27 protein-coding genes are annotated in these 25,437 nt (G+C 62.7%); 20 read left to right on the top strand and 7 right to left on the bottom strand.

Translation table 11 applies throughout. From position 1 onward, the window contains the following. Nucleotides 1-97 precede the first annotated feature (97 nt). The gene (locus D6201_RS02470) at nt 98-334 is read right to left on the bottom strand and encodes an acyl carrier protein (protein ID WP_120047260.1); all 237 of its coding nucleotides are present in this window, start codon (nt 332-334) and stop codon (nt 98-100) included. A gap of 174 nt (nt 335-508) precedes the next feature. Here D6201_RS02470 and D6201_RS02465 point away from each other — a divergent pair, with 174 nt between their 5' ends. Beyond that, nucleotides 509-943, top strand: coding sequence for a ferritin-like domain-containing protein (locus tag D6201_RS02465; protein WP_120047259.1), 435 nt, complete (start codon nt 509-511; stop codon nt 941-943). Nucleotides 944-1,008: 65 nt separating this feature from the next. Here the strand turns inward: D6201_RS02465 and aspS are convergent, their stop codons facing one another. Then, nucleotides 1,009-2,868 (bottom strand): aspartate--tRNA ligase, encoded by a 1,860-nt coding sequence (aspS, locus tag D6201_RS02460; RefSeq protein WP_120047258.1) that lies wholly within the window; start codon nt 2,866-2,868, stop codon nt 1,009-1,011. Between the two features lie 185 nt (nt 2,869-3,053). Here aspS and rnd point away from each other — a divergent pair, with 185 nt between their 5' ends. The 4 genes from rnd (at nt 3,054) to D6201_RS02440 (ending at nt 7,476) form a co-directional block, all read left to right on the top strand. Next, nucleotides 3,054-4,253 (top strand): ribonuclease D, encoded by a 1,200-nt coding sequence (rnd, locus tag D6201_RS02455; RefSeq protein WP_120047257.1) that lies wholly within the window; start codon nt 3,054-3,056, stop codon nt 4,251-4,253. A gap of 4 nt (nt 4,254-4,257) precedes the next feature. Beyond that, nucleotides 4,258-5,154, top strand: coding sequence for a hydrogen peroxide-inducible genes activator (locus tag D6201_RS02450; RefSeq protein ID WP_120047256.1), 897 nt, complete (start codon nt 4,258-4,260; stop codon nt 5,152-5,154). 45 nt (nt 5,155-5,199) lie between these two features. Beyond that, the gene (gene bla, locus D6201_RS02445) at nt 5,200-6,336 is read left to right on the top strand and encodes a class A beta-lactamase (protein ID WP_120047255.1); all 1,137 of its coding nucleotides are present in this window, start codon (nt 5,200-5,202) and stop codon (nt 6,334-6,336) included. An 81-nt stretch (nt 6,337-6,417) separates the two neighbouring features. Further along, nucleotides 6,418-7,476 (top strand): NAD(P)-dependent alcohol dehydrogenase, encoded by a 1,059-nt coding sequence (locus D6201_RS02440; protein ID WP_120047254.1) that lies wholly within the window; start codon nt 6,418-6,420, stop codon nt 7,474-7,476. Between the two features lie 4 nt (nt 7,477-7,480). On the opposite strand, the gene pgsA is transcribed toward D6201_RS02440, so the two are convergent. Further along, complete coding sequence (gene pgsA / locus D6201_RS02435) at nt 7,481-8,095, bottom strand: CDP-diacylglycerol--glycerol-3-phosphate 3-phosphatidyltransferase (RefSeq protein ID WP_120047253.1); 615 nt, start codon at nt 8,093-8,095, stop codon at nt 7,481-7,483. Nucleotides 8,096-8,213: 118 nt separating this feature from the next. Here pgsA and D6201_RS02430 point away from each other — a divergent pair, with 118 nt between their 5' ends. Then, a complete protein-coding gene (locus tag D6201_RS02430) occupies nt 8,214-9,542 on the top strand; it encodes an MFS transporter (RefSeq protein WP_242447393.1) in 1,329 nt (442 codons plus the stop codon). On the opposite strand, the gene D6201_RS13140 is transcribed toward D6201_RS02430, so the two are convergent. After that, nucleotides 9,539-9,670 (bottom strand): hypothetical protein, encoded by a 132-nt coding sequence (locus D6201_RS13140; RefSeq protein WP_277949473.1) that lies wholly within the window; start codon nt 9,668-9,670, stop codon nt 9,539-9,541. The two genes, D6201_RS02430 and D6201_RS13140, sit on opposite strands and share 4 nt — an antisense overlap. Nucleotides 9,671-9,869: 199 nt before the next feature. Here D6201_RS13140 and D6201_RS02420 point away from each other — a divergent pair, with 199 nt between their 5' ends. Then, entirely contained in the window at nt 9,870-11,528 is a 1,659-nt protein-coding gene (locus D6201_RS02420; RefSeq protein WP_120049148.1) for a thiamine pyrophosphate-binding protein, read from the top strand. 3 nt (nt 11,529-11,531) lie between these two features. On the opposite strand, the gene D6201_RS02415 is transcribed toward D6201_RS02420, so the two are convergent. From D6201_RS02415 to D6201_RS02405, 3 genes are all read right to left on the bottom strand, one after another. Further along, the gene (locus D6201_RS02415) at nt 11,532-12,281 is read right to left on the bottom strand and encodes an SDR family oxidoreductase (RefSeq protein WP_120049147.1); all 750 of its coding nucleotides are present in this window, start codon (nt 12,279-12,281) and stop codon (nt 11,532-11,534) included. A gap of 120 nt (nt 12,282-12,401) precedes the next feature. Then, nucleotides 12,402-12,572, bottom strand: a complete 171-nt coding sequence (locus D6201_RS02410) for a CsbD family protein (RefSeq protein WP_120047250.1) — start codon at nt 12,570-12,572, stop codon at nt 12,402-12,404. An 81-nt stretch (nt 12,573-12,653) separates the two neighbouring features. Beyond that, complete coding sequence (locus D6201_RS02405) at nt 12,654-13,064, bottom strand: EVE domain-containing protein (RefSeq protein WP_120047249.1); 411 nt, start codon at nt 13,062-13,064, stop codon at nt 12,654-12,656. A gap of 119 nt (nt 13,065-13,183) precedes the next feature. On the opposite strand from D6201_RS02405, the gene D6201_RS02400 reads away from it, so the two are divergent. The 13 genes from D6201_RS02400 (at nt 13,184) to D6201_RS02340 (ending at nt 25,399) form a co-directional block, all read left to right on the top strand. Further along, a complete protein-coding gene (locus D6201_RS02400) occupies nt 13,184-14,842 on the top strand; it encodes a putative bifunctional diguanylate cyclase/phosphodiesterase (RefSeq protein ID WP_242447392.1) in 1,659 nt (552 codons plus the stop codon). A gap of 49 nt (nt 14,843-14,891) precedes the next feature. Further along, nucleotides 14,892-15,704 carry a diaminopimelate epimerase gene (gene dapF / locus D6201_RS02395; protein WP_120047248.1) on the top strand — a complete coding sequence of 271 codons (813 nt, stop codon included), beginning with the start codon at nt 14,892-14,894 and terminating at the stop codon, nt 15,702-15,704. After that, nucleotides 15,701-16,870, top strand: a complete 1,170-nt coding sequence (locus tag D6201_RS02390) for a MiaB/RimO family radical SAM methylthiotransferase (RefSeq protein WP_120047247.1) — start codon at nt 15,701-15,703, stop codon at nt 16,868-16,870. Before dapF ends, D6201_RS02390 begins: the two co-directional genes overlap by 4 nt. Next, complete coding sequence (ftsY, locus tag D6201_RS02385; RefSeq protein WP_120047246.1) at nt 16,867-17,790, top strand: signal recognition particle-docking protein FtsY; 924 nt, start codon at nt 16,867-16,869, stop codon at nt 17,788-17,790. The genes D6201_RS02390 and ftsY overlap by 4 nt, the downstream gene beginning before the upstream one ends. Continuing rightward, nucleotides 17,790-18,437, top strand: a complete 648-nt coding sequence (locus D6201_RS02380) for an inner membrane-spanning protein YciB (RefSeq protein WP_120047245.1) — start codon at nt 17,790-17,792, stop codon at nt 18,435-18,437. The genes ftsY and D6201_RS02380 overlap by 1 nt, the downstream gene beginning before the upstream one ends. Before the next feature lie 85 nt (nt 18,438-18,522). Then, nucleotides 18,523-19,266 carry a heme ABC transporter permease CcmC gene (ccmC, locus tag D6201_RS02375; protein WP_120047244.1) on the top strand — a complete coding sequence of 248 codons (744 nt, stop codon included), beginning with the start codon at nt 18,523-18,525 and terminating at the stop codon, nt 19,264-19,266. Then, nucleotides 19,263-19,406, top strand: coding sequence for a hypothetical protein (locus D6201_RS02370; protein WP_340137521.1), 144 nt, complete (start codon nt 19,263-19,265; stop codon nt 19,404-19,406). Before ccmC ends, D6201_RS02370 begins: the two co-directional genes overlap by 4 nt. Beyond that, entirely contained in the window at nt 19,403-19,864 is a 462-nt protein-coding gene (gene ccmE, locus D6201_RS02365) for a cytochrome c maturation protein CcmE (RefSeq protein ID WP_120047243.1), read from the top strand. The genes D6201_RS02370 and ccmE overlap by 4 nt, the downstream gene beginning before the upstream one ends. Further along, nucleotides 19,861-21,816, top strand: coding sequence for a heme lyase CcmF/NrfE family subunit (locus tag D6201_RS02360; protein ID WP_120047242.1), 1,956 nt, complete (start codon nt 19,861-19,863; stop codon nt 21,814-21,816). The genes ccmE and D6201_RS02360 overlap by 4 nt, the downstream gene beginning before the upstream one ends. Then, nucleotides 21,813-22,349 carry a DsbE family thiol:disulfide interchange protein gene (locus D6201_RS02355; RefSeq protein ID WP_120047241.1) on the top strand — a complete coding sequence of 179 codons (537 nt, stop codon included), beginning with the start codon at nt 21,813-21,815 and terminating at the stop codon, nt 22,347-22,349. The genes D6201_RS02360 and D6201_RS02355 overlap by 4 nt, the downstream gene beginning before the upstream one ends. Further along, nucleotides 22,346-22,762, top strand: coding sequence for a cytochrome c-type biogenesis protein (locus tag D6201_RS02350; RefSeq protein WP_120047240.1), 417 nt, complete (start codon nt 22,346-22,348; stop codon nt 22,760-22,762). The genes D6201_RS02355 and D6201_RS02350 overlap by 4 nt, the downstream gene beginning before the upstream one ends. Beyond that, nucleotides 22,759-23,409, top strand: a complete 651-nt coding sequence (locus D6201_RS02345; RefSeq protein ID WP_133303923.1) for a tetratricopeptide repeat protein — start codon at nt 22,759-22,761, stop codon at nt 23,407-23,409. Before D6201_RS02350 ends, D6201_RS02345 begins: the two co-directional genes overlap by 4 nt. A gap of 97 nt (nt 23,410-23,506) precedes the next feature. Further along, nucleotides 23,507-25,399, top strand: coding sequence for a potassium transporter Kup (locus D6201_RS02340; protein WP_120047238.1), 1,893 nt, complete (start codon nt 23,507-23,509; stop codon nt 25,397-25,399). The last annotated feature ends 38 nt before the right edge of the window (nt 25,400-25,437 follow it).

Genomic DNA, 25,437 nt, shown 5'->3' with positions numbered 1-25,437 from the left:
TTCTCTCCACAATTACAAAAGGCCCAGCCTTGCCGGCCGAGCCCTTGTGACCCCGTCCGCGTCGGGGGATACCTTCGCGAACGAGGCAGGTCTGATTTTAAGAGGTGTGCTCTTCGATATACTTATTGGCGTCGCCGACCGTATTGATCTTTTCCGCCGCATCGTCGGGGATTTCGACGCCGAATTCTTCTTCGAAGGCCATGACGAGTTCAACGATGTCAAGGCTGTCCGCGCCCAGATCGTCGATGAAGCTGGCGTCCGGCGTGACCTTGTCTTCCTCGACGCCGAGGTGCTCGACAACGATCTTCTTCACGCGTGCGGCAGTATCGCTCATGTAATCCCTCTTTCCTTGGGGTGTTGCAAATTCCCTTTCGCCCTAATGAACGCAGAGCCACAGCGCAAGTGGCGACACCGGATCGACGATGCGTGCCGTGCGAGAGCCGGGTTGGGGATATAACCATGTTCACAGCCGTTGGTGGAGTAACATGCTGAAAACAGGAGATTTCATATGTCCGCCAACACCGTTCTCAAGACGCTCACCGACACGGCGTTCGACTCTGTCGAAGGCTATCGCAAGGCCGCCGAGAAAGCCGAAAGCCCGCAGCTCAAGCAGGCGCTCCAGCAACGCGCGCAGCAGCGTGAGCAAACCGTTCAGCAGATGAACGCTGAAATCGCGCGCCAGGGTGGCGAACTCGTCACTAAAGGCACGATGACCGGCGAAGCGCATCAGATGTGGATGAGCATTACCGATGCGTTCGAGAATGGCGACGAAGCCGCCGCAGAGCGCGTCGAGGAAGGTGAAGACTATCTCAAGGGCAAGTTCGAAAGCGCGCTCGAAGACGACGATCTCGATCCGCAGTCGCGCTCGGTCGTGCAGCAGTGCTATGCCGAAATCAGCGAAGGTGAACAGTTCGGCGACATGATTTCCAAGCAATACGACTGATTGCCCAGCGCAATCGTCGCATAGAGGGCGCGGTTCTTTCGGGAGCCGCGCCCTTTTTCTTGCGGTCAGCCTTCCTGAGGCGGCGCGTCCCGCTTCGCGGCATTCGTGTTGACGTTCGCCTTTTCCGCATCGCTTGCCGCCTTGTGCGCTTCCAGCGCCTCACCGGAAAGGCGAATGTTCACGTCGCGCAGCTGCGCGTTGGAGACAGGCGACGGCGCCCCCATCATCAGGTCCTGCGCGCGCTGGTTTAGCGGAAAGGCGATGACTTCGCGGATGTTCGGCTCGTCGGCGAGCAGCATCACGATGCGATCGATGCCCGGTGCGGAACCGCCATGCGGCGGCGCGCCCAGCTTGAATGCCTCGATCATGCCCGAGAAATTCGCGTCGACCTCTTCCTTGGAATAGCCCGCGATCTCGAACGCCTTGTACATGATATCCGGCCGGTGATTTCGGATAGCGCCGGAGCTGAGCTCGTACCCGTTGCAGACGATGTCGTATTGCCACGCCTTGATCTCCAGCGGATCCTGGCTCTCCAGCGCTTCCATCTCGCCCTGCGGCATGGAGAAGGGGTTGTGGCTGAAATCGACCTTTTTCAGCTCCTCGTCATATTCGAACATCGGAAAATCGACGATCCAGCAGAACTTGAAGCAATCTTGCTCGATCAGCTGCAGGGTCTCGCCGACGCGGGTGCGCGCGGCGCCCGCCAGCTTTAGCGCGTCCTTTTCCTTGCCCGCTGCGAAGAACAGGCCGTCATTCTCGCCGAGGCCGAGCTCGTCGTAGATTTTCTGCATGTTCTCCGGGCCGTGGTTCTTGGCGATCGGGCCGCCGAACTCGCCCTGCTTGCGGGTCACGTAGCCGAGGCCCGAGAAACCTTCCTTGCGCGCCCAGTCGTTCATCTCGTCAAAGAACTTGCGGCTCTTCTCATTCGTGTTCGGTGCGGGAATCGCGCGCACCACGCCGCCGCCGCCCACGATCTTCTCGAAAATGCCGAAGCCGGACTTTTCGAAATGCGCGGTTACGTCCCCGATTACGATCGGGTTGCGCAGGTCCGGCTTGTCGGTGCCGTATTTCAGCATGGTTTCGGCATAGGGGATGCGCGGGAATTCACCCGCCGGGGTGACGCTCTTGCCGTCGGCAAACTCCTCGAACACGCCCGCCAGCACCGGCTCGATGGCATTGAACACGTCTTCTTGCGTGACGAAACTCATCTCGAAATCGAGCTGGTAGAATTCCGGGCTGCGATCGGCGCGCAAGTCTTCGTCGCGGAAGCACGGTGCGATCTGGAAATAGCGGTCGAAACCGGCGACCATCAGCAGCTGCTTGAACATCTGCGGTGCCTGCGGAAGCGCGTAGAACGTGCCGGGATGCAGGCGGCTGGGCACGAGATAGTCGCGCGCACCCTCCGGGCTGGACGCGCCAAGAATCGGCGTCTGGAATTCGGAGAATCCCTGGTCGGTCATCCGGCGGCGCAGGCTGGTGATGACCCGGTTGCGCAGCATGATGTTGGCATGCACACGCTCGCGCCGCAGATCGACGAAGCGGTATTTCAGGCGCGTTTCCTCAGGGTAGTCCTCGGCCGAGTTGACGATGAGCGGAAGCTCGTCGGCATGGCTCTGGACGGTAACGCCGCGGGCGAACACCTCGATCTCACCGGTCGGCAGGTTCGGGTTCACCGCTTCGGCATCGCGCGCCTTCACTTCGCCATCGATGGTGATGACGCTTTCCAGCTTCAGCGCATCGAGGGTCTGCAAGGCGGGCGAATCCTCGTCCGCGACGACCTGCGTAATGCCGTAATGGTCCCGCAAATCGACGAACAGCACCCCGCCATGGTCGCGCTTGCGATGAACCCAGCCGGACAGGCGGACGCTTTCACCGACGGCTTCTTTCGTCAGTTGAGCACAATTGTGGGTACGATAGGCATGCATGGGGGACTCTTTCCAATTCGGGGGCTAAGGCTCTAGGGGCGCGCATCGGTGCGGTCCGCAAGGTCACTTCGCTTACGCGCGCGCTAACAGGGTATGCATGGCGCTTTGTCAAGATTGGCGGGGTCAGGATTGGCAGGCAGGTGCGCAGGTCGGTGAACCGGCCAAACGGACATGAAGAAGAGACGATGGAAATTCATCCCCTCATTACAGATACCGAAGAGCTCGCCGCATTGTGCAAACGGCTCGCCCAGCACGATTTCGTGTGCGTCGACACCGAGTTCATGCGTGAGAACACCTACTATCCGCTGCTCTGCCTGGTGCAGGTGGGCAATGAGGAAGAGGCTGCCGCCATCGATCCGCTGGCGGACGGTATCGACCTCACCCCGCTCTGGGACTTGCTGACAGAGAATGACGAGATCCTGAAGATCTTCCATGCCGGTGGGCAGGACGTGGAGATCGTGTACAATTTCACCGGCAAGACGCCCTACCCCATCTTCGACACGCAGATCGCGATGATGGCCATCAGCCAGTCGGAGCAGATCGGCTACGCCAATCTGGTCGAAAGCTGGCTCAACAAGACGATCGACAAGGGCGCGCGCTTTACCGACTGGAGCCGCCGCCCGTTGACCGACCGGCAGATCGAATATGCCATCGGCGACGTGACATATCTGGCGAAGATCTTCCCGAAGATCCTGAAGAAGCTCATCAAGACCGAGCGTGGATCGTGGTTGAATGCCGAAATGGACAAGCTGGCCGATCCATCGAATTACGAGAATGCGCTGGAAGAGGCCTGGAAACGCATCCGCGCGCCGGGCCGCAATCCCACGGTGCTGGGGCGGCTGAAGGCTCTGGCTGCGTGGCGTGAACAGGAAGCGCAAGGCAAGGACATTCCGCGTGGCCGGATCATGCGGGACGAGACTCTCGCCGATCTCGCCAGCAGTCCTCCCAAGAAGCAGGGCGATCTCGCCAAGGTCCGAGGCCTTTCCAAGGCGTGGGCGGAAAACGATATCGGCAAGCGCCTGATGCGTGTCCTCAAGAACGCAGAGCCTCTGCCCGACGACGAAATGCCGAAGAAGATGAAGCGCGGGGCGCCACTCGGCAAGGAGGGCGCACTGGTCGCCGACCTGCTCAAGCTGCTGCTCAAGATACGCGCCCGCGAAATCGACGTGGCGAGCCGCCTGCTTACGCGCTCCGACGAGTTGGAGGCGCTGGCGGCGGGCATGCGCAAGCTGCCCGTGCTCGAAGGATGGCGCTACGAAGTCTTCGGCAAGGACGCGCTCGAACTGGTCGAAGGCCGCCTCGCCTTTGCGGTCGAGAAGGGCAGACTGAAAATGGCGCATATCGACGAAGTGCGCGCCGACATGGCGGAGGCGCACGGCAAGTAGCGCAATGTCCACCTACCTCCCCACCATTAAGCAGTTGCAATATCTCGTTGCGCTGCATGAGCATGGCCATTTCGGCCGGGCGGCGGAGGCGAGCTACGTCTCGCAGAGCACTTTGTCTGCCGGGATCCGGGAGCTGGAATCGCTGCTGGGCGTCACGCTGGTGGAGCGCAGCCGCCGGGTGGTCCGCTTCACCCCGCTCGGCAACAGCGTGGTCGACAAGGCGCATCGTCTGCTGCGCGAGGCGGAGGAGCTTTCCGAACTGGTGCAGGCCGCTGGCAAGCCGCTGTCGGGCGAGCTGCGCATGAGCGTGATCCCCACCATCGCGCCGTTCATGCTACCGCGCATCCTGCCGCGCCTGCGCAAGGAACGGCCGCAACTCAAACTCTTCCTGCGGGAAGAGACGTCCGACCACGCGATAGAGTCGCTTCATCACGGTCGTGCAGATTGCGTGCTGCTCGCTTTGCCCTTCGCTACCGGCGATGTGGAGAAGGAGACGATCGCCAAGGACGATCTGTGCGTGGCCTTCCCGAAGGACGATCCGCGCGATCCGCCTGCCGAAATCGCACCGGCCTCGATCGACGAGGGCCGACTGTTGATGCTGGAGGACGGTCACTGTCTGAAGGATCACGCTCTTGCTGCCTGCAACAGGCCCGAATTGCGTGCGAGCGCGACGATGATCGGCACCAGCCTGCACACGCTGGTGCAAATGGTCGATAACGGCCTCGGCCTCACCATGCTGCCGCAAATGGCCATCGATGCGGGTATTCTGCACGACACCGACGTGGTCGCTCGCCCGCTCAAGGGTCGCAACACGAGCCGCGAGATTGCGCTCGTATGGCGACCCAATTCTCCGCGAGGCGAAGAATTTCGCTTGCTGGCCGAGGAATTGCGAGCGGGCTGAATTTTCTCGCGATTTCTCGGATAATATCAGCCCCTCTCTCATTGAATGCATGTGATCCGCGCATTCATCCCTTTCACCGCCCTCACCCTCGCAGCTTGCGACACCGGGGAAGTCCCTCCTCCGCCGGAGACGACGGAACAGGCTGACGACGTCCCTGACGAAGTCGTCGAAGCCGAGGCCGAAGCGCAGGCCGACCCCGCCGTCTCCGAAGCCCGCGATGCGTTGGCAGCCGAGATCGACCGGCTCGCGCTCGATTTCGGTGGATCCGTCGGGCTCGCCGTCGTCGACGTCCAGACGGGCTGGCATACCGGATACGAAGCCGATCAGCTTTTCCCGCAGCAAAGCGTCAGCAAGACCTGGGTGACGCTGACCGCGCTCGACCAGATCGACAAGGGCGAACTCGACCTTGCGCGCAAGGTCACACTGACCCGAGACGACCTTGCCGTGTTCTACCAACCGATCCGCAAGGAAATCCTGCGATCGGGATCATTGACCACCGACGTCGCCGACCTGATCGAACGCGCCATTACGCAGAGCGACAACACCGCCAACGATGCGCTGCTCAACATTGTGGGCGGTCCCGACGCTGTCCGCCAGACGATAGTCGACAAGGGCCTCGGTCAGATTCGGTTCGGCCCCGGTGAGCGCGCGATGCAAAGCCAGATTGCCGGCGTCGAATGGCGCCAGAGCTACGCCTACACGCAGAAGGGCTTCTTCGATGCCCGCGACCAGGTGCCCGATTCCGTGCGCCGGGCGGCTTTCGAGCGATATCTGTCCAACCCCGTCGATGGCGCGACGCCACTCGCCATTGCGCGCGCTCTCGCCAAACTGACGCGCGGCGAATTGCTGTCTGAAACCGCGACCGCCTATTTCCTGACGACCCTGGAGCGCACGAAAAGCGGCCCGCGCCGGATCAAGGCCGGTGCCCCCGATGGCTGGCGCGTGGCGCACAAGACAGGGACCGGCCAGTTCTTCGAAGGACGCCAATCGGGGTACAACGATGTCGGACTGATCACCGCGCCCGATGGCAGCAGCTACGCGATTGCAGTGATGATCGGCGAGACCCGCAAACCAACGCCGGAGCGGATGGCGCTGATGCAGGCAGCGACACGCGCCGTCGCCGAATATCACGATGCAATCTCGAACGCGCAAAGCGACGCGGACGCGTCATCCGGCACCTAGTTTGCTGTCCACAGCCTGCAAATTCCTGTAAACCAGTTTCCAATACCGCTCTTTCAGGCGCGGTATCTTGGGGGAAATGCCATGCAAACAATCGGCTACGCTTCACACGACACCAGCGGCCACATGACGCCTTTCGATTTCGAGCGGCGGGACAATCTGAATGCAAACGACGTGGTGATCGAAATCACCCATTGCGGCATCTGCCATTCCGACCTGCATTTCGCCCGCAATGACTGGGGCATGACGACCTATCCCGTCGTGCCGGGACATGAAATTGTCGGGAAGGTTATGGCTGTCGGCTCCGACGTTGAAAGGCATGCCGCGGGCGATACCGTCGCTGTCGGATGCATGGTCGATAGCTGCCAACGATGCGACCAGTGCCGCGCCGGGGAAGAGCAATTCTGCCGCGAGGGCATGGTGATGACCTACGGTTCGGAGGACAAGCATTCGGACGGCATGACCCATGGCGGATTTTCCAAGCACATCGTCGTGCGGGAGGAATTCGTCCTTCAGGTTCCGGGTTCCATCGATCCGGCTAAAGCCGCGCCACTATTGTGTGCGGGCATTACCACCTACTCGCCGATGAAGCGTTTCGGTATCGATAAAGGAAGCCGCGTGGCCGTCATCGGCCTTGGCGGACTGGGCCATATGGCCGTGAAGATCGCATCCGCGATGGGCGCGCATGTCACGGTGCTCTCGCGCACTCCTGACAAGGAAAAAGACGCAGCCGCGCTCGGCGCGGACGAATTCCTGCTGTCATCGAACGAAGAAGCGATGGAGGCCAAGGCATTCGGGTTCGATCTCATCGTCGACACCGTTCCCGTCGCCCACGATATCGATCCCTATATCCCGCTGCTGGACATCGGCGGTGAGATTGCCATCGTCGGCCAGGTCGGGCCGCTGAACGACCCGAATGCGGCGCTGCTGATGTTCGGCAGGCGAAAGGTCTCCGGATCCTTCATCGGTGGGATTCCCGAAACGCAGGAAATGCTCGAATTCTGCGCCGAAAAGGGCGTGGTGCCCGAAATCGAAATGATCCGAATGGAAGAGATCAATGAAGCGTTCGAACGGCTCGAAAAGGCCGATGTGCGGTATCGCTTCGTGATCGACATGTCCTCGCTGGAGATGCCAGCCGGCTAGTGCATCAATCCATGTGCTTGAGGCCAACGCGCAGGTAATCCCAGCCCGTCACGACGGTCAGGGCGGCAGCGCTCCACAGACTGATCAGGCCGACTGTTCTGATCCACTGTTCCTGCCAAGTGCCGCACCCGGCAGGATCGGTGAGCGAGGCGCATGGCGGGCCGTGGACCGCGCCACCGAGGATCAGTGCGCCGAGAGCCAGAAGCTGGAAAGTGGTCTTCCATTTGGCGAGTTTCGAGACCGGCACGCTCACCTGCAGCCCACCAAGAAATTCGCGGAGGCCCGACACGGCAATTTCGCGGAGCAGGATGATAAGTCCGGCCACCACGTGCAAATCGCCCACGTAGGGTCCGCGCAACATTCCCTGTGCCGTCAGGATCAGGATCACGGTCGCCACCATGATCTTGTCCGCAATGGGATCGAGAAAGGTGCCGAGCTTGCTCACCGCTCCGCTCGATCTCGCCAGCATGCCGTCGAAATAGTCGGTGATGGCGATTATCGAATAGAGCACGAAGGCCGCGTAGTAGCCGAGCGCCCAGTCCGGCCACCAAAGCAGGAAGCCGAGCAGCGGCAGCATGAGGATGCGCGACAGCGTAAGGATATTGGGAAGCGTCCACATGGCGCCTTTCCCTAGCCGGATATTGCTTCAGGAAAAAGCGTGGCCACCCCACGCGATTGGTTATAAAGCGCCGTGCAGGAGAGCGGGCTGCGTGCCCGGGCGGGGAAAAGGCAACCACTTGTACGATTCACGACATCTGCTGAAGGTGCGCAGGTTCCTGCCGCTTTTCGTCACCCAGCTGCTGAACGCCTTCAACGACAATCTCTACAAGACGACGATGGTGCTGTTCGTCGTCTATGCCGTCTACAATTCAGCCGATACGGAGCTGTTCTTTTCCAGCGCGGCGTCCGCCCTTTTCATCCTGCCCTTCTTCCTGCTGTCGGCCATCGCCGGGCAACTGGCGGATATGCGTGACAAGGCGAAGCTGATCCGGCGGATCAAAGCCGCCGAAATCGGCCTGATGTGCGTGGGCGCGACCGGGCTTTTCATGGCGTGGAACGGCATTGCGGTCGACGAGGTCGCGATCCCGCTGCTGATGCTGACGCTGTTCGGGACGGGAACGCAGTCGGCCTTCTTCGGGCCCATCAAATACGCGATCCTGCCGCAGCATCTGGAAAAGGACGAGGTGCTTGCGGGAACAGGCCTGGTCGAAGCCGGAACCTACATTGCCATCATGGGCGGGACGATCCTGGCTGGCGTCCTGTCGGAAATGGTGGAGGTTGCCGCAGCTGGCATCATCCTCTTCTCGCTAATCGGCTACGCCGTTGCCCGGCAAGTGCCGCCCGCCCCGCCGATGGGCGAGAAGGAGAAGATCGATTTCAATCCCTTCACGTCGTCCTGGCGGCTGATCAAGGGGGTCTCTCATCACCGCGAAGTTCTGTTTGCGATAATCGCCATCAGCTTTTTCTGGACAGTCGGGTCGGTGCTTTTCATCCAGTTCCCGCCGCTCGCAAAGAACGTGCTGCTGGCCGACCCCAAGGTCGCGAGCCTGTTTCTGGTGTTCTTCTCCATCGGCGTCGCCATCGGCTCGGTCGCCGTCAACATGCTGTTGAAGGGCCGCGTGTCCGCCCGCTATGCCCCGGCATCCGTGCTAGCGATGGGCGCGATGGTGGCGGTGTTCTACTTCGTCTGCCGCGCCTGGAATGCGGGGTTGCAAGACGACACGCTGATGGATGTGACCACCTTCCTGTCCTACCCGCTCGCCTATGTCGTTCTCGGCAGCCTGCTGCTGATAGCGATCTTCGGCGGCATGTTCGTGGTGCCCCTCTACGCCTTCCTGACCACGAAGGTACCGCCATCGCAGACGAGCCGCGCGGTGGCAGCCAACAACATCGTCAATTCAGGCGCGATGGTTCTGGGCGCGCTCGTGGCACTCGGCCTCGGCTATATCGGAGTACCACTTGCGGAGCAGTTGCTCCTCAGCGCTGCGATGTGCCTCGTCTCCGCATGGCTTGCGCGCATGCTCTGCAAGGCGGAAGCGGCCGCCCCCATGGAGCAGCCGGTCTAGGCGATGAAGGCGAGCGTCGCGACGAAGGCGGCGGTATAGGTCGCCATCACGGTTTCAACTTCCTTGCGCGTGATCGAAAGGCGCTGGCGCCATGGCACGGTGCGTTCGATCTCGTTGGCGCGATGCACCACATGTGGGGGGAGGGAAGCCCGGAAGGGGTGGCGAGCCGATTCATCGGTAAGGACTAGTGCGCGTCTCATGATGCCACCTTAACTATTTGGTAACCAATCAGGGTATCGCACTGTTGTTCCTGTCCACATCCGGGACGCATCGCTTTGATTTGTGGAAGAGTTGCCGCCGCGTTTCGGCCTCGCTAACGCGGCTTTCATGAGCAAAACCGCTGCCCGCCTCCTTGTCGATTGCCTTGCCGAGCAGGGCTGCGACCGCGTTTTCACCGTGCCGGGGGAGAGCTTCCTGCCCGTGCTCGATGCCCTGTCGGATGCGGAGGGAATACAGACCGTGACTTGCCGGCAGGAAGGCGGCGCGGCCTTCATGGCGTGCGCGGACGGGGCGATGACGGGCAAGCCCGGCGTGGCGTTCGTCACCCGCGGCCCAGGTGCGACCAATGCCAGCATCGGCGCGCATGTCGCGCACCAGGATTCGCAGCCGATGATCCTGTTCGTCGGCGATGTCGATCGCGGCATGAAAGATCGCGAAGGTTTCCAGGAAGTCGACTTTCCCGCGTTCTTCGGCCCCATCGCGAAATGGGCAGCGAAGATCGACGACGCATCGCGCATTCCGGAATATATCGCGCGCGCATGGTCTGTTGCGATCTCCGGGAGGCCCGGCCCCGTCGTGCTCGCCCTGCCGGAGGATATGCTGCACGAGGATGGGATCGAAGCGATCGTGCGCCCTGCCGTCACACGGCCCGCGCAGGCGCCCTGCCCCGATACGATGATGACGATCATGCAGATGATCGGCGACGCCGCGTCACCGCTGGCAATCGTCGGCGGTGCAGGCTGGAATGCGCGGGCGCGACATTATTTCACCCAGTTTGCCGAGCGTATTGGCCTGCCGGTTGCCACTGCCTTCCGGCGGCAGGATGCTATCCCGCCTTCGTCCAGCGTATATGCAGGCAATCTCGGCTACGGCCCGAACCCGAAGCTGGTCGAGCGCGTAAAGGCCGCCGATCTGCTGCTGGTGGTCGGCGCGCGCATGGGAGAGGCGACTACGGACGGTTACGCCCTCGTCACGCCCGACCACCCGGACCAAGCGCTGATCCACGTGCATCCCGACCCTGACGAACTGGGGCGCGTTTACCGCACCGACCTCGCCCTCTGCGCCGACATGCCCGAATTTGCCGAGAGCGCCGCGCTATGGGACGATGGCGAGGTGATCGATTTCGATGCCGGGGCAGAGGCGCATGCCGAGTGGGAGGCGTGGAACACTCCCCGCGACGAAGCCGAATACGATCTCGATCTGGCGGTCGCTATGGGCACCGTGCGCCGTCTGCTGCCGGACGACGCCATCGTCTGCAACGGCGCGGGCAATTTCTCGGGCTGGTGGCATCGCTACTGGCGCTATGAGGGATATCCATCGCAACTTGCGCCGACTGCCGGAGCGATGGGCTATGGTGTGCCAGCCGCCGTTGCCGCTGCCCTGCGTCATCCGGACCGGCTTGCCATTGCAGCAGCGGGCGACGGCGATTTCTTGATGAACGGGCAGGAATTGGCGACTGCCGCGCAATACGGGCTCGACCTGCTCGTCATCCTGTTCGACAATTCGAGCTACGGCACGATCCGCATGCATCAGGAGCGCGAGTATCCCGGCCGCGAAGCTGCCACGGGCCTCGCCAATCCCGACTTCGCGATGATGGCCGAAAGCTACGGCGGCTGGGGCAAACGCGTTGCCACCAATGCCGAATTCGACGCCGCGCTTGAAGAAGCGATGCAGCGGAAAGGCATCCGCCTCCTCCACTGCATCACCGATATCGAACAGCTTGCTGCCTCCGGCGCAACCGTCAGCGGATTGCGCGCGAAGGCATAGACATCACCGCATAGTCATGCCGCCATCGACCATGTATTCGGAGCCGGTGACGTAGCTGGCGTGGTCGCTGAGAAGGAACAGCGCAACCTGCGCGACTTCCTTTGCATCGCCCATGCGGCCCAGCGGGACCTGGCTTTTGATCTGTTCGATCATGTCTTCCTTCTGATCGTCTTCCAGTCCCATGCCTTCGAAGAAGTTGGTGTCGATCGGGCCGGGAGCGACGGAATTCACGCGCACCTTCCGCTCGGCAAGCGCATTCGCGTAGGAGCGCGCCAGGCTGAGATCGGCAGCCTTGGTCGCCGCATAGATCGCACCCATCGCCTGGCCGAGATACGGGGCGACCGAGCTGGTGAAGAGAACGGCGCCGCCGTCCTTCACCTCGTCCATCAGCGCCGCCATCTGCAAAACGGGGCCGCGAACATTGGTGTTCATCATGGCATCGAAGGTTTCGGCATCGTTTTTCTGCGGTTCGACAAATTTGCCGTAGCCTGCGTTCAGCCATAGCCCGTCGAGGCCGTCCATCTGGTCCTTGACCTTCTCGGCCAGTTCCTTTGCCGCTTCGGGATCGCTCGCGTCGTTTCGCAGCACGAGCGAACCCGACGGTAGCGACCTGCCGGCCTCGTCGAGATGATCCTGGCTCATACCGGTCACGGCGACTTCGCCGCCTTCCTCGACGATAATCTTCGCCGCCTCAAGCCCGAAACCGCTCGTGCCGCCGGTGATGAGAATGCGCTTTCCGTCGAACCTGTTCATGTCGTGCTCCTGATTTGTGGGGTTGCCGAAACAACGGCTCGCCGCGATGGCGCGTTCCTTCCGCACACAAAAAAGGGGCCACCGATGGTGACCCCTTTTTCGATCCGTAGCTGGCGCGGATCAGATATCGTTGCCGAGCTTGCCTTCGACTTCGCCCTTGAATTGCTGGGCCTTGCCCTTGGCTTCCTGCTTGTCGCCCTTGGCCCGCGTTTCGGGATCGTCGGACTTCTGCTTCATTTCGCCAACGGCTTCGTTGACATTGCCTTTGATCTTGTCGGTGAGTTCACCCATCGGAACATGCTCCTAGTCTCGTGCAGCGCGAGGTTCGCGCCTCTTGCCATAACAACGGAGCAGTCACGTGGATGTTCCGGATCAACCCTCTGACATTCGAAGAATTTCCGTCCATTCGTCCGGGCGTATTTCGGCCACGGACAGCCGCGAAAGTCGCACCAGTTCTATCCCGTCGAGCGTTTCGTTCGCCTTGATCGCCTTCAGCGTCACGAAGCTCTCGAGCGGCCTGACAGGCTTGATCTTCACCGTCGGCCATTTGCCTTCAGGATCGGTGGGATCGATCAGCCCCGCTTCGCTCACCTCGGCGATACCGACGACCTCCAACCCCTTGTTCGAGTGGTAGAAGAAGCACTGATCGCCCTTCTCCATCGCGCGCAGATTGTTCGCCGCCCGGTGATTGCGAACGCCGTCCCAGATCGTCTCTCCATCGCGGACGAGATCGTCCCACGAATATTTGAATGGCTCCGATTTCATCAGCCAGTGATTTGCCATGAGGTCTCCTGTGATTGCGCTGGTCGCCTAGCGGCAGGTGACCGTCCGGGCAAATTAACCGAAAGTTGACTATCTGGAGCGATAGCCGGTCTGTCATACGGCACGGGGGATTTCGAAGATTGGCTGAGACGGCTTCCCAGGATGAGGATACGGCGCTCAAGCGATTGAGCTCGGCAGACCATGACCTGATCGCACTTGGCATCGCCATTGCGGCGATCATCCTGTTCATGGGCACGGGCGGCGCACTGATCCCGAAAGTCGTGCGCTTGTGGATGGGTATCGGCGATGCGCCGGACCTGTTGTTGACCAATGCCGTCCTCCTCAACATCGCGCTGCTGATATTCGGCTGGCGACGCTATAACGATCTCCACGCCGAAGTGATCGAGCGCCGACGTGCCGAGAAACGTGCGCGCGAGCTGGCCGAGCGTGATCCGCTGACAGGCTGCCTCAATCGCCGCAGCGGCCCGAATGCAATCAATGAGCTGATCGCCGATGCCCGCTCCCGTGCGCAGGAAGTGGCGGTGCTCGTCATCGATCTCGACAATTTCAAGCAGATCAACGATCTCAACGGCCATCTCGTCGGGGACGGCGTGCTTACCATCCTTGCGGAGCGCATCGTGAAGCGCCTGCCGAGCGAAGGCCTGCTGGTGCGCATCGGCGGGGACGAATTCGCCTGCGCGGTCGCCTTCGATTATCACGAGCGAAATCGGGTCGACACGCTGACGGAAACTCTCATTTCCGCCGTCTCCGCGCCAATCGAGATTGCCGAGACCCGCGTCGAGACGACCATGTCGGTCGGCCTGTCGCATACCGAACCGGGCAGCGATGGCGAAAAGCTGATGACCGCGGATCGCCTGATCCACCGCGCCGATATCGCCATGTATCACGCGAAAAAGCGCGGACGTAACCGCTATTTCTGGTTCGAATCGCAAATGGAGGACGAGCTGCGTTTCCGCAACGAACTCGAAACCGCCATCCGCGAAGGCCTGAGCGCGGACGAGTTCGTGCCGTATTACGAACAGCAGATCGATCTCGAGACGGGCAAGATCGTCGGCTTCGAAATGCTCGCGCGCTGGCGCTCGGCCAAATACGGTCTCGTCAGCCCGGACATCTTCATCCCGATCGCCGAAGAGATCGATGTCATCGGCACACTCTCCGAAACGCTGATCCGCCGTGCGCTTCTCGATGCGCTCGAATGGCACGAATCGATCACGCTCTCCGTGAACATTTCACCCGTGCAGCTTCGCGATCCGTGGTTCGCGCAGAAGATCCTGCACATGCTCGTCGAAACCGGCTTCCCGGCGCGCCGCCTGGAGATCGAAATCACCGAAAGCTGCCTGCACCAGAATATCGCCGCCGTTCGCTCGATCATCGCCAGCTTGAAGAACCAGGGCATCAGCATCAGCCTCGACGATTTCGGCACCGGCTATTCCAGCCTCTCGCAGCTTCGTTCCCTCCCCTTCGATCGCCTGAAGATCGATCGCAGCTTCGTGAGCGAGATCGCCAGCGAGGATGCGAGCGGAGAGTTGGTTCGCGCCATCGTCTCGCTCGGCAAGGGCCTCTCGCTGCCGGTCACGGCAGAGGGTATCGAGAACGGCACGGTGCTGGAAAAGCTGCGCGGTCTCGGCGATATCAAGGGCCAAGGCTATCTCTACGGACAGCCCGAGGATGCCTATGCCACCCGCGCGCGCCTCGAGAAGCTGGATCTGCTGGCCAATTCCGTCGTCGATATCGCCGACGGGAAGGACGCTCTCGAAGAACTCCGCCGCGCCGGCTAGCGGCGTTCCGGCCATTGCCCTTGTCGCCCCGCGCCCCTAGGTGGCGCGCATGCGCGTTTCCTTCGTCAAGATGCATGGGCTCGGCAACGATTTCATCGTGCTCGATGCGCGGGAGACCGCCCTTCCCGGCGTGCTCGACAATGCGGCGGTGCGCGCACTGGCGGACCGGCGCGAGGGGATCGGCTGCGATCAGTTGATCCTGCTCGAATCGGACGAAGCGGCAGACTGCCGCATGCGTATATTCAACCAGGATGGCGGCGAGGTGGAGGCCTGCGGCAACGCCTCGCGCGCCGTCGGCTTGTTGCTGGGCAAACCCGCCCGCATCGCCACCGCCGGTGGGATCATCGAAACGCGGCCCGATGGCGATGCCTGCTCTGTCGACATGGGCGTGCCTCGCTTCGGCTGGGATGCGATCCCCCTCGCCTACGCGATGGATACGCTCACCATGCCGCTCGGCTGGGAAGAGCTGGAGCAGCCCGCTGCGGTGAATGTCGGCAATCCGCATGTGGTCTTCTTTGTCGAGGATAACGACGCGACCCGGCTCGATACGCTCGGCCCGATCATCGAGCAGGATGAGCTTTTCCCGGAGCGGGTGAACGTCAATGTCGCCACGGTCGAAAATCGCTCCACCATTCGGCTTCGTGTCTGGGAACGCGGCGCCGGCCTCACCCGCGCCTGTGGCACGGGCGCCTGCGCCACCGCGGTCGCAGCCATGCGGCGCGGACTGACGGAGCGCGAAGTCACCGTTCACTTGCCGGGCGGCCCGCTAACCATCCTCTGGGATGAGGACGAGCGCATCACCATGTCCGGCCCGGCGACGGAAAGCTTTCGCGGCTCCTTTGAATGGAGCGACTACGCGTGAGCGCCGAAGTCATATCGCTGGGCTGCCGCCTCAACATCGCCGAAAGCGAACGCATCGCCGCGCTCGTGGCGCAGGAGGACATCGTGGTCGTCAATAGCTGCGCGGTGACGATGGAAGCGGTGCGCCAGACGCGCCAGGCCATCCGCCGCGCACGCCGCGCCCGGCCCGATGCGCGGCTGCTCGTCACCGGATGCGCCGCCGATATCGAGCGCGCCCAGCTCACCGCCATGCCAGAGGTCGATGGCCTCGTCCCTAACCAGGCCAAACTCGACGCGCGCAGCTGGAACGTGCCCGAAGCCGTCGCACCCGCGCCGAAAACGCACACCCGCGCTTTCATCGCCGTGCAAAATGGCTGCGATCACGCCTGCACCTTCTGTGTCATCCCCCAGGGACGCGGGGCAAGCCGTTCACTCACGATCCCGCAAGTGCTGGCGGAGGTCGAGCGCCATCTGGAAGCGGGCGCACCCGAAGTGGTGCTGACCGGCGTCGATGTGACGTCATGGGGGCAAGACCTGTCCCCTACCGTCCCTCTCGGGCACCTTGTAAGAGCAATTCTGGACGCCTTTCCGCAGCTGCAACGCCTGCGCATGTCTTCCATCGACGGTGCCGAACTGGACCCGCTGCTGTTCGAGCTTTTCGCCGAAGCGCCCCGGGTCATGCCGCATCTCCATCTCAGCCTGCAGCATGGCAACGATCTGATCCTGAAACGCATGAAGCGCCGCCATTCGCGCGCCGACGCCACCCGCCTGGTCCACGATCTGAAAGCTCGCCGCCCGGACCTGACGGTGGGTGCGGATATCATTGCCGGTTTCCCCACCGAGACAGACGCGCACCACGCGGATAACCTCTCAATCATTGCCGAGCTTCCCGTCGTTCACGGCCACATCTTCCCCTATTCGCCGCGCCCCGGCACGCCAGCCGCACGGATGCCGCAGGTCGAAAAGCCTGTCATCCTTCAACGCGCAGCCGAGCTTCGCGCGAAGGTTGCAGACCAAAGAGAGGCTTGGCTCACCGAGTTGATAGGCACACCGCAAACCGTCCTCGCCGAGCGCGGCGGCGAAGGTTATGCGGAAAACTTCGCAAGGGTCGCCTTGCCCGCCGACACCGCGCCCGGCACGGTGCTGTCCATCACCCCCGCGACACTCAAGGAAGGTCTTCTCACGTGAGCGAAACCGGCTGGTCCGAAAAACTGCTCGGCGGCTTTCGCAAGACGTCGGATCGCTTGTCCGACAATCTGACAGGCGTCGTCGGGACGGCGAAGCTCGACGCGGCGACGCTCGACGACGTCGAAGACGCGCTGATCATGTCCGACCTCGGCCCGGCAGCCGCATCCCGCATCCGCGAAAAATTGGCGGAAATGCGCTTCGGCCTGACCATAACGGAGCGGGAATTGAAGGAAGCCGTGGCGGAGGAGATCGCCGCGATCCTGCGCCCGGTCGCCGTGCCGCTCGAAGTCACTGCATTCCCGCGCCCGCAGGTGATCCTGGTCATCGGCGTGAACGGCAGCGGCAAGACGACGACCATTGCCAAGCTCGGCCACTGGCTGATGGAAGACGATTACGAGGTGATGCTGGCGGCCGGAGACACCTTTCGCGCAGCCGCCATCGGCCAGCTGAAGATCTGGGCCGAACGGATCGGCGCGCCGATCGTCACCGGCCCGGAAGGCGGCGATCCCGCCAGCATCGTGTTCGACGCAGTAAAACAGGCGACAGGTATCGGCACGGACGCGCTGGTGGTGGACACCGCCGGGCGGCTGCAGAACAAGCGCGAGCTGATGGACGAGCTGGCGAAGATCCGAAAAGTTCTCGGCCGTCTCAATCCCGAAGCGCCGCATGACGTGGTGCTGGTGCTCGATGCGACGAATGGTCAGAATGCGCTCTCCCAGATCGAGATTTTCAAGGAGGTGGCGGGCGTGACCGGCCTCATCATGACCAAGCTAGACGGAACCGCGCGTGGCGGCGTGCTGGTGGCTGCGGCGGAGCAGTACGGCCTGCCGATCCACGCCATCGGCGTCGGCGAGAAACTGGACGATCTGCGCCCCTTCGATCCCGATCTGGTCGCGCGTGTGATTGCAGGGGTGGCCTGATGGCGCAGGACAAACCCAAATCCGGCTGGCTGAATGTCGCCGTGGATTACGGGCCGCTGCTCGTCTTTTTTCTCGTCTACAAATATTACTCGCCGGACGAAGCAGGGGACACCGCGGGCGAGATCATGGCGGTGATCCGCGGCACGGGCGCATTCATCGTCGCGGCTATTGCGGCACTGATCGTGAGCAAATTGCGGTTGGGCAAGATCAGCCCGATGCTGATGCTGTCGACCGCGCTCATCGTCGGCTTCGGCGCGCTGACGATCTACTTCCGAGACGAACGCTTCATCCAGTGGAAGCCAACCATCGTTTACGCGATCTTCGCGGTCGCATTGCTTATCGGCTACGCACGCGGCAAATCGCTGCTGAAAGTGCTGCTCGAAACCGCGTTCGAAGGGCTGGACGATACCGGCTGGCTGAAGCTGTCCCGCAATTGGGGCGTATTCTTCATCATTCTCGGCGCGCTCAACACGGTGCTGATCTACGCCGTCAGTTTCGAGACGTGGCTCGGCATGAAGCTCTGGCTGTTCCTGCCGCTTACCTTCCTCTTCACCTTCACGCAGGTGCCGATGCTTATGCGGCATGGGCTCGCCGTGGACGACAGCAAGGCGGAGGAAGCTGCGGAGGATATGCCACCGCCGGGCTGACAGCGGGAAAGCGAGAGCATTAGGACTTTCAGACCGGCTTGCTAGCGCGGCCTCTCGCGCCTATGTCCCCGGTAGGCTTTCTCACATGCACATTTACGCCAATCCCGCCCGATTCCTGCGGATCGCGTCATGGATGACGCCGCTGCTTCTCGTCGCCGGTATAGCCGTGACGGGGGCCGCATTGGCGTGGGGCTATTCCCAGGTTCCGCCCGACAGGCTGATGGGCGATACGGTGCGCATCCTCTTCGTGCACGTGCCCACCGCATGGCTGGGAATGGGCGGCTGGGCGGCGATCGCCATTGCGAGCCTTGTCGAACTTGTCTGGCGTCATCCGCTTGCAGCCATCGCCGCGCGCGCGGCCGCCGTGCCGGGTGCCGTGTTCACGGCCATCTGCCTCGCCACGGGCTCGATCTGGGGCCGACCGACCTGGGGTACCTGGTGGGTATGGGACGGGCGGCTGACGTCCATGCTGGTGCTGCTCTTCCTCTATCTCGGCTATATCGCGCTCAGTGGCGCGCTCGCCCGAGAAGGGCAGTCGAGCCGCATCGCCGCGATCTTCGGATTGGTGGGCGCGATCAATATCCCGATCATCAATCGCTCGGTCGTGTGGTGGAATTCGCTCCACCAGCCGCCCAGCATCACCGTTGGCGAGAGCGCGATTGACGCGGTCTATCTCTATCCCCTGCTGGCTGCGACACTCGGTTTCTCGCTGCTTTTTGGTGGCGTGGTGCTCGCCCGGATGCGCGCCATCCTCGCCGAAACGCAGGCGGAGGCCCGTTTGCGCCGCAAGGCGCAACAGGCCGAATTGCGCACGGCGGAGGTGGCATGATGAGGGAAGCGCTGGACCAGATGGTCTTCGTTTACGCGGCTTACGGCGTGACCGTGCTCGGCACGCTGGCGCTGATGGCGCAAAGCTGGCTCGCCATGCGCCGCGCCGAAAAGCGGCGGGACGAGGCCAAGCGCCGGTGAGCACATCGCTCAAACCAAAGCATCAGCGGCTCGTGCTGCTCAGCCTCGCGCTGGTTGCGCTTATCGGGGCGACCCTGCTCGCCATCTATGCCCTGCGCGGCACGGCGAGCTATTTTTACGTGCCCGCCGACATCGCCGCAGATCCGCCCGCGCCCGGCCAGGCGATCCGCCTCGGCGGCATGGTGGAGCAAGGCTCCCTCGCGCCACAGGAGGATGGAATAACCGTTTCCTTCGTCGTCCATGATGGGGAGGCGCGCGTACCCGTCACTTATACCGGCATCCTGCCCGATCTCTTCGTCGAAGGATCGGGCGTGGTGGCGGAAGGGCGCATGGGCGCGCAGGGCGTGTTCGTCGCCGACACACTACTCGCCAAGCATGACGAGAACTACATGCCGCGCGAGTTAGAAGGCATGAGCACCGCGGAAATGCGTGAGGAAGTGCAGGAAACGGTCGAATGATGGCCGAGCTCGGCCTGGCCGCCCTCTGGCTGGCGACGGCGCTCGCCGTGCTGCAACTCGTTGCCGGCTTCAGCGCTGCAAGAGCGGACGGTTCGCCGCTTGCCGAACTCGCGCGCCCGGCAGCGTGGCTGCAAGCGCTCTTGGCCTGCGTCTCGTTCATTGCGCTGCTATACCTCTTCGCAGTGACGGATCTGTCCGTAAAACTGGTCGCGACCAATTCGCATTCGGAAAAACCCTTCATTTTCAAACTGTCGGGCGCATGGGGCAATCACGAAGGCTCGATGCTGCTCTGGGTCACTGTAATGGCGCTGGCAGGTGGCCTGATCGCGCTGGTCGAGCGACGCCTGCCGGAACGCACATTGATGGCGACACTCGGCGCACAGGCCTTCGTCGCGCTCGGCTTCTATGCCTTCCTGTTGCTCAGCTCCAATCCGTTCGAGCGGCTGCTGCAAATCCCGGCGGAGGGCAATGGTCTTAATCCGCTGCTGCAGGATATCGGCCTCGCCTTCCATCCGCCCACGCTTTACGTCGGCTATGTCGGCCTGTCGGTCGCTTTCAGCTTCGTCGTTGCAGCGTTGCTGACGCGGCAGGTCACGCCCGCCTTTGCGCGCGTCATGCGTCCCTGGGTGCTGGCGGCGTGGATATTTCTCACCGTCGGCATCGTCGCTGGTTCATACTGGGCCTATTACGAGCTTGGCTGGGGCGGCTGGTGGTTCTGGGATCCGGTCGAGAACGCCTCGCTCATGCCGTGGCTTGCCGCGACGGCGCTGTTGCACTCGGTGAGCGTGCTCGCCGCCCGCGACGCCTTGCGGACTTGGACTGTGATGCTCGGCGTCGTCGCCTTCTCGATGAGCATGCTCGGCACCTTCCTCGTGCGCTCGGGCATCCTCACCAGCGTTCACGCATTTGCCGTCGATCCGGAGCGTGGCAGCTTCATTTTGGCGCTTCTCGTCCTTTATATCGGCGGCGCGCTGATGCTGTTCGCCCTGCGCGCCGGGACGATTGCGGAGGGCAAGCGGTTCAAGGCGCTGAGCCGCGAAGGCGCGCTGGTTATCAACAATATCGGCCTTTCCGCCATACTCGGCATCGTGCTGCTCGGCACGCTCTACCCGCTTTTCACAGAGGCTTTCGGCGTGCGCGTGTCGGTCGGTCCGCCCTATTTCGACCCGGTGAGCGCGGTGTTCTTCCTGCCGATGCTGCTCGTGCTGATGGTCGGCCCGCTGCTGCGATGGCGCGGCGATGACCCCTCGCGCCTTATCAAACCGGTCGCGCTGATCGCGGCCATCGTGATCACCGTCCTGATCCGCGTTGCCATTCTAGGCGACACGGGCATTTTGCCGCTGCTCGGCATGGCGCTTGCTGCGGGTGTCGCCATCGCCAGTTTCCTGCCGCTTTTCGGGAGAAAGGTGCGCCGCGTGCCGCTTACCGTCTGGGGTATGTGCATCGCCCATTTCGGCATCGCCGTGTCCCTTTTCGGTATGGCGGCTGACAGCGCTTTCCAGGAAGAACGGCTCGTCGCCGCCGCGCCCGGAGATGCGGTGAGCGTCGGCCCGTGGAGCGGAACGCTCGACACCATTCGCCCGATTGCCGGGCCGAACTGGACGGCGATGGAGGCCGATCTGACACTCGCTTATCGCGGCGGGCCTGCCGAAACGGCACAGCCCCAGCAGCGCAATTTCTGGACCCCCCAGATGGAAACGTCGGAGGTCGCGCTCGTCACACGGTGGAACGGACAGCTATACGCCGCCATCGGGAACGAGGTGCAGGATGGGCGCTGGCAGCTCAGACTGTGGTGGAAACCCTTCGTCACCTTCATCTGGTATGGCGGATTGCTGATAGCGCTGGGCGGCGCGATATCACTCCTTGGTCGCATGATCGGCGACACACGCCAGCGCCGTCGCAAGATCTCCCATACCCGGATGACGGACGGTGCGGGGGCCTACGCGCTGTGAAACGGGTTCGCATCATCCTGTGGATCGCCGTGGCTCTTGCCGGGCTACTGTTCGGTCTGCTCGCCTATCAGTTGCAGCAGCCGAAGAACGACTTCGTGAAAAGTGCGCTCGTGGGCCAGCAAATGCCAACATTCGCGCTTCCACCCATCGTCGAGGCGCGGCCCGGCCTCTCCAGCGCCAATCTCGCGGACGGAACGCCCAAGCTGCTCAATATCTTCGCCAGCTGGTGCGTCCCCTGCGCCGCCGAAGCGCCCTATCTCGACCAGCTCGAGCAACAGGGCGCGCAGATCGTGGCGGTGGCGATCCGCGACCGGCCCGAGGATGTGAACCGCTTTCTCCAACAGCATGGCAACCCCTTCACCCGCATCGGCAGTGACGAGATTTCCGAAGTGCAGCTTGCGCTGGGATCCTCGGGCGTGCCCGAAACCTTCGTGGTCGCAGGCGACGGGACGATTACCTACCAGCACATCGGCGACATTCGCGCCGACGATGTTCCGATGCTGCTGGAAGAATTGCGAAAGGCCGGGGAATGAGGCTTTGCGCCCCATTATTGGCGGCCGTTCTCGCCCTAAGCGGCACGCCCCTGGCCGCGCAAGGCACGTTGCCGCCGGCGCCCTACGCCTATCAGCAGCTCGACGATCCAGCGCAGGAGCAGGCCGCGCGGGAATTGATGCACGAGCTGCGCTGCCTCACCTGCCAGAGCCAGTCCATCGCCGATAGCGATGCGGCGATGGCGGGGGACATGCGCCATCAGGTCCGCACGCGCATCGCCGCAGGGCAATCGCCGGACGAAGTGCGCGCGTGGCTGGTCAGCCGTTATGGCGACTATATCAGCTACGAACCGCAGGTCAGCGCATCGACATGGCCGCTTTTCGCCATTCCGGCGTTGCTGGCTCTGCTGGCCGCCGCCCTGCTGTGGCGACGTATCGGAGCGCGCCGCGCGTGACCTGGGTCGCCGCGATCGCGCTCGCCCTCGCAGCATTTGCCCTTGCCGCATGGCGGCTCGACAAGCGGATGTGGACCAGCATGGCGATGGTGCTGGCGCTCGGTCTTGCGGGCTATGCCTGGCAGGCCAGCCCGAACATCCCCGCCGCGCCGAAATCCGCGCAGCGCGATGTGTCGGCGGGCGATCTCGACGTGGCGGCGCAGCGCCGCGAATTTATCGGCGAGCCCTTGCAGAGCCGCGCGGACCTGATGTTTCCCGCCGATGCAATGGCCCGCCGGGGGCGAAGCGCCGAAGCCGCCGCCTTGCTTACCGGCATCACCAAGCAGAACCCTTGGGATTTCGAAGCGTGGGTCGCGCTCGGCAATGCGCTGGTCGATCATGCCGATGGCGCGATCACGCCGCCCGCGCTCTATGCCTATCGCCAGGCCGCCGCCATCGCGCCCGGAAATCCGGCGCCCGCCTATTTCATCGGCGCATCGATGATCCGACAGGGACGTTTCCGGGAAGCGCAGGCCGTGTGGGCGGAAGCGCTCCGCAATGCGCCCGAGGATGCCGTGGGTCGCGACGGGCTCGAATTTCGACTCCGGCGGCTCGACGCGCTGCTCGACGCCGCCTCGCAAGCGCCAGCCGAAGCCGCATCTCAGTGAATCTGCTTGTGCGCCGCACAATGTTGCTCCGCCCTCGCCGCGCTGCTATCGCGCGCGGCTCGCCCTCGTGGCGCGGAAACATGAGTCGTAAACCCGCATGAACGCAGCCGAAAAGGACCGGGACTCTGCCAAGCTGAAGCTGGCGGCAGGTGCCATCGGCATCGTCTTCGGCGATATCGGCACCAGCCCGCTCTACGCTTTTCGCGAGACCTTCCGCGGTGCGCACAGCCTGCCGATCGACAATCTGCACATTCTCGGCGTTGTCAGCCTGATCTTCTGGTCGATGACGCTGGTGGTGGCGATCCAGTATGTCACCATCCTGATGCGGGCGGACAATAACGGGCAAGGCGGCAGCCTCGCCCTAGTCGCGCTGCTTTCGCGCAATATCGGCAAGACCAGTTACGGCTGGCTCGTCGTGTTGCTGGGCGTGGCCGCGACGGCGCTTTTCTACGGCGACAGCATGATCACGCCTGCCATCTCGGTGCTGTCCGCGGTGGAAGGCTTGGCCGTGGTCGATCCGGCGCTGGACGGCTACGTCATCCCGATCGCGCTCGTCCTGCTGGTGTGCCTCTTCGTGCTGCAGCAGCGCGGTACGGAGAAAGTCGGCGCACTGTTCGCGCCGGTCATGATGATCTATTTCTCGGTAATCGCGGTGCTGGGGGCCATTCAGATCTTCGGCACGCCGGAAATCCTGTGGGCGCTGAACCCGTGGTACGCGGTGCAGTTCTTCATCACGGACAAGTGGTTCGCCTTCCTCGCGCTTGGCTCGGTCGTGCTGGCGGTGACGGGGGCCGAGGCGCTCTATTCGGACATGGGCCATTTCGGGCGCGGTCCGATGAAACTCTCCTGGTTCGGCTTCGTCATGCCCTGCCTGCTGCTCAACTATTTCGGACAGGGCGCGATGATCCTCGGCCTGCCCGATGCGGCGGCGGAAGAGGCAATCCTCAATCCGTTCTTCTTCATGGCGGACGAAACTTATCGCCTGCCGCTCGTGATCCTCGCCACATGCGCCACGTTCATCGCCAGCCAGGCGGTCATCAGCGGCGCGTTCAGCATCACGCACCAGGCAATCCAGCTGGGCTTCGTTCCGCGTCTTTCCATCCGCCATACGTCGGACGAGCATTCCGGCCAGATCTATATTCCGGTGGTGAACTGGGCACTTATGGTGGCGGTCATCCTGCTGGTGCTGACCTTCCAAAATTCCTCCAACCTCGCCAGCGCCTACGGCATCGCCGTGACGGGCGCCGTCACCATCGATACGCTGCTAATGGCGGTGCTGTTCATCGGCGTGTGGAAATGGCCGAAATGGATCGCCATTCCGGTGGTACTCGTGTTCCTGATCGTCGACGGGGCATATTTCGCGGCGAACCTGACCAAAGTGCCCGACGGCGGCTGGTTCCCGCTGCTCGTCGGGGCGGTCGCTTTCACCATCCTCACCACATGGTCAAAGGGCCGCAAACTCATGCGCGCCCGTATGACGGAGATGGGGCTTCCACTCGACATCTTTGCCAAGTCGGCGCGCACCAGCACGGCCCGCGTGCCCGGCACCGCGATCTTCATGAATTCCGGAAGCAGCGGCACGCCATCGGCGCTGCTCCACAATATCAAGCACAATAAAGTGCTGCACGAGCGGATCGTCGTTCTGACGGTGCAGATTGCCGAAGTGCCCTATGTCGAAGAGGAAAATCGCTGCGAGATCATGGAATTGGGTGACGGATTCTTCCGAGTCATCCTGCATTATGGCTTCATGCAGGAAACCGACGTCCCCGCAGCGCTGCAGCGCAAGGAAATGTGCGGCGGCCCGTTCGACATGATGAAGACCAGCTTCTTCCTAAGCCGGCAGACCCTGCTCACGGCGGAAAAGCCGGGCATGGCGGTGTGGCGGGAAAAACTGTTCGCCTGGATGATGCGCAACGCGGCAACGCCGATGGAATTCTTCCAGCTGCCGACCAATCGCGTGGTCGAGCTGGGCAGCCAGGTAGAGATCTAGGGCACAAATCGGTGCCAGATCGCGCCGCTGTGCTCGAG

It is taken from the genome of Aurantiacibacter aquimixticola, from assembly GCF_003605475.1.
Taxonomy (GTDB): Bacteria; Pseudomonadota; Alphaproteobacteria; order Sphingomonadales; family Sphingomonadaceae; genus Alteraurantiacibacter; species Alteraurantiacibacter aquimixticola_B.
Note: the sequence above shows the minus strand (reverse complement) of the source record. Positions and strands in the feature narration are given on the sequence as shown.

Coding starts and splice junctions, on each gene's coding strand:
- D6201_RS02380 (WP_120047245.1), top strand. CDS start 17,790: ATGGCGCAGGACAAACCCAAATCCGGCTGGCTGAATGTCGCCGTGGAT.
- rnd (WP_120047257.1), top strand. CDS start 3,054: ATGGAAATTCATCCCCTCATTACAGATACCGAAGAGCTCGCCGCATTG.
- D6201_RS02360 (WP_120047242.1), top strand. CDS start 19,861: ATGATGGCCGAGCTCGGCCTGGCCGCCCTCTGGCTGGCGACGGCGCTC.
- D6201_RS02340 (WP_120047238.1), top strand. CDS start 23,507: ATGAACGCAGCCGAAAAGGACCGGGACTCTGCCAAGCTGAAGCTGGCG.
- D6201_RS02370 (WP_340137521.1), top strand. CDS start 19,263: ATGATGAGGGAAGCGCTGGACCAGATGGTCTTCGTTTACGCGGCTTAC.
- dapF (WP_120047248.1), top strand. CDS start 14,892: ATGCGCGTTTCCTTCGTCAAGATGCATGGGCTCGGCAACGATTTCATC.
- D6201_RS02440 (WP_120047254.1), top strand. CDS start 6,418: ATGCAAACAATCGGCTACGCTTCACACGACACCAGCGGCCACATGACG.
- pgsA (WP_120047253.1), bottom strand. CDS start 8,095: ATGTGGACGCTTCCCAATATCCTTACGCTGTCGCGCATCCTCATGCTG.
- bla (WP_120047255.1), top strand. CDS start 5,200: ATGCATGTGATCCGCGCATTCATCCCTTTCACCGCCCTCACCCTCGCA.
- D6201_RS02405 (WP_120047249.1), bottom strand. CDS start 13,064: ATGGCAAATCACTGGCTGATGAAATCGGAGCCATTCAAATATTCGTGG.
- D6201_RS02465 (WP_120047259.1), top strand. CDS start 509: ATGTCCGCCAACACCGTTCTCAAGACGCTCACCGACACGGCGTTCGAC.
- ccmC (WP_120047244.1), top strand. CDS start 18,523: ATGCACATTTACGCCAATCCCGCCCGATTCCTGCGGATCGCGTCATGG.
- D6201_RS02470 (WP_120047260.1), bottom strand. CDS start 334: ATGAGCGATACTGCCGCACGCGTGAAGAAGATCGTTGTCGAGCACCTC.
- aspS (WP_120047258.1), bottom strand. CDS start 2,868: ATGCATGCCTATCGTACCCACAATTGTGCTCAACTGACGAAAGAAGCC.
- D6201_RS02415 (WP_120049147.1), bottom strand. CDS start 12,281: ATGAACAGGTTCGACGGAAAGCGCATTCTCATCACCGGCGGCACGAGC.
- D6201_RS02350 (WP_120047240.1), top strand. CDS start 22,346: ATGAGGCTTTGCGCCCCATTATTGGCGGCCGTTCTCGCCCTAAGCGGC.
- D6201_RS02420 (WP_120049148.1), top strand. CDS start 9,870: ATGAGCAAAACCGCTGCCCGCCTCCTTGTCGATTGCCTTGCCGAGCAG.
- D6201_RS02450 (WP_120047256.1), top strand. CDS start 4,258: ATGTCCACCTACCTCCCCACCATTAAGCAGTTGCAATATCTCGTTGCG.
- D6201_RS02410 (WP_120047250.1), bottom strand. CDS start 12,572: ATGGGTGAACTCACCGACAAGATCAAAGGCAATGTCAACGAAGCCGTT.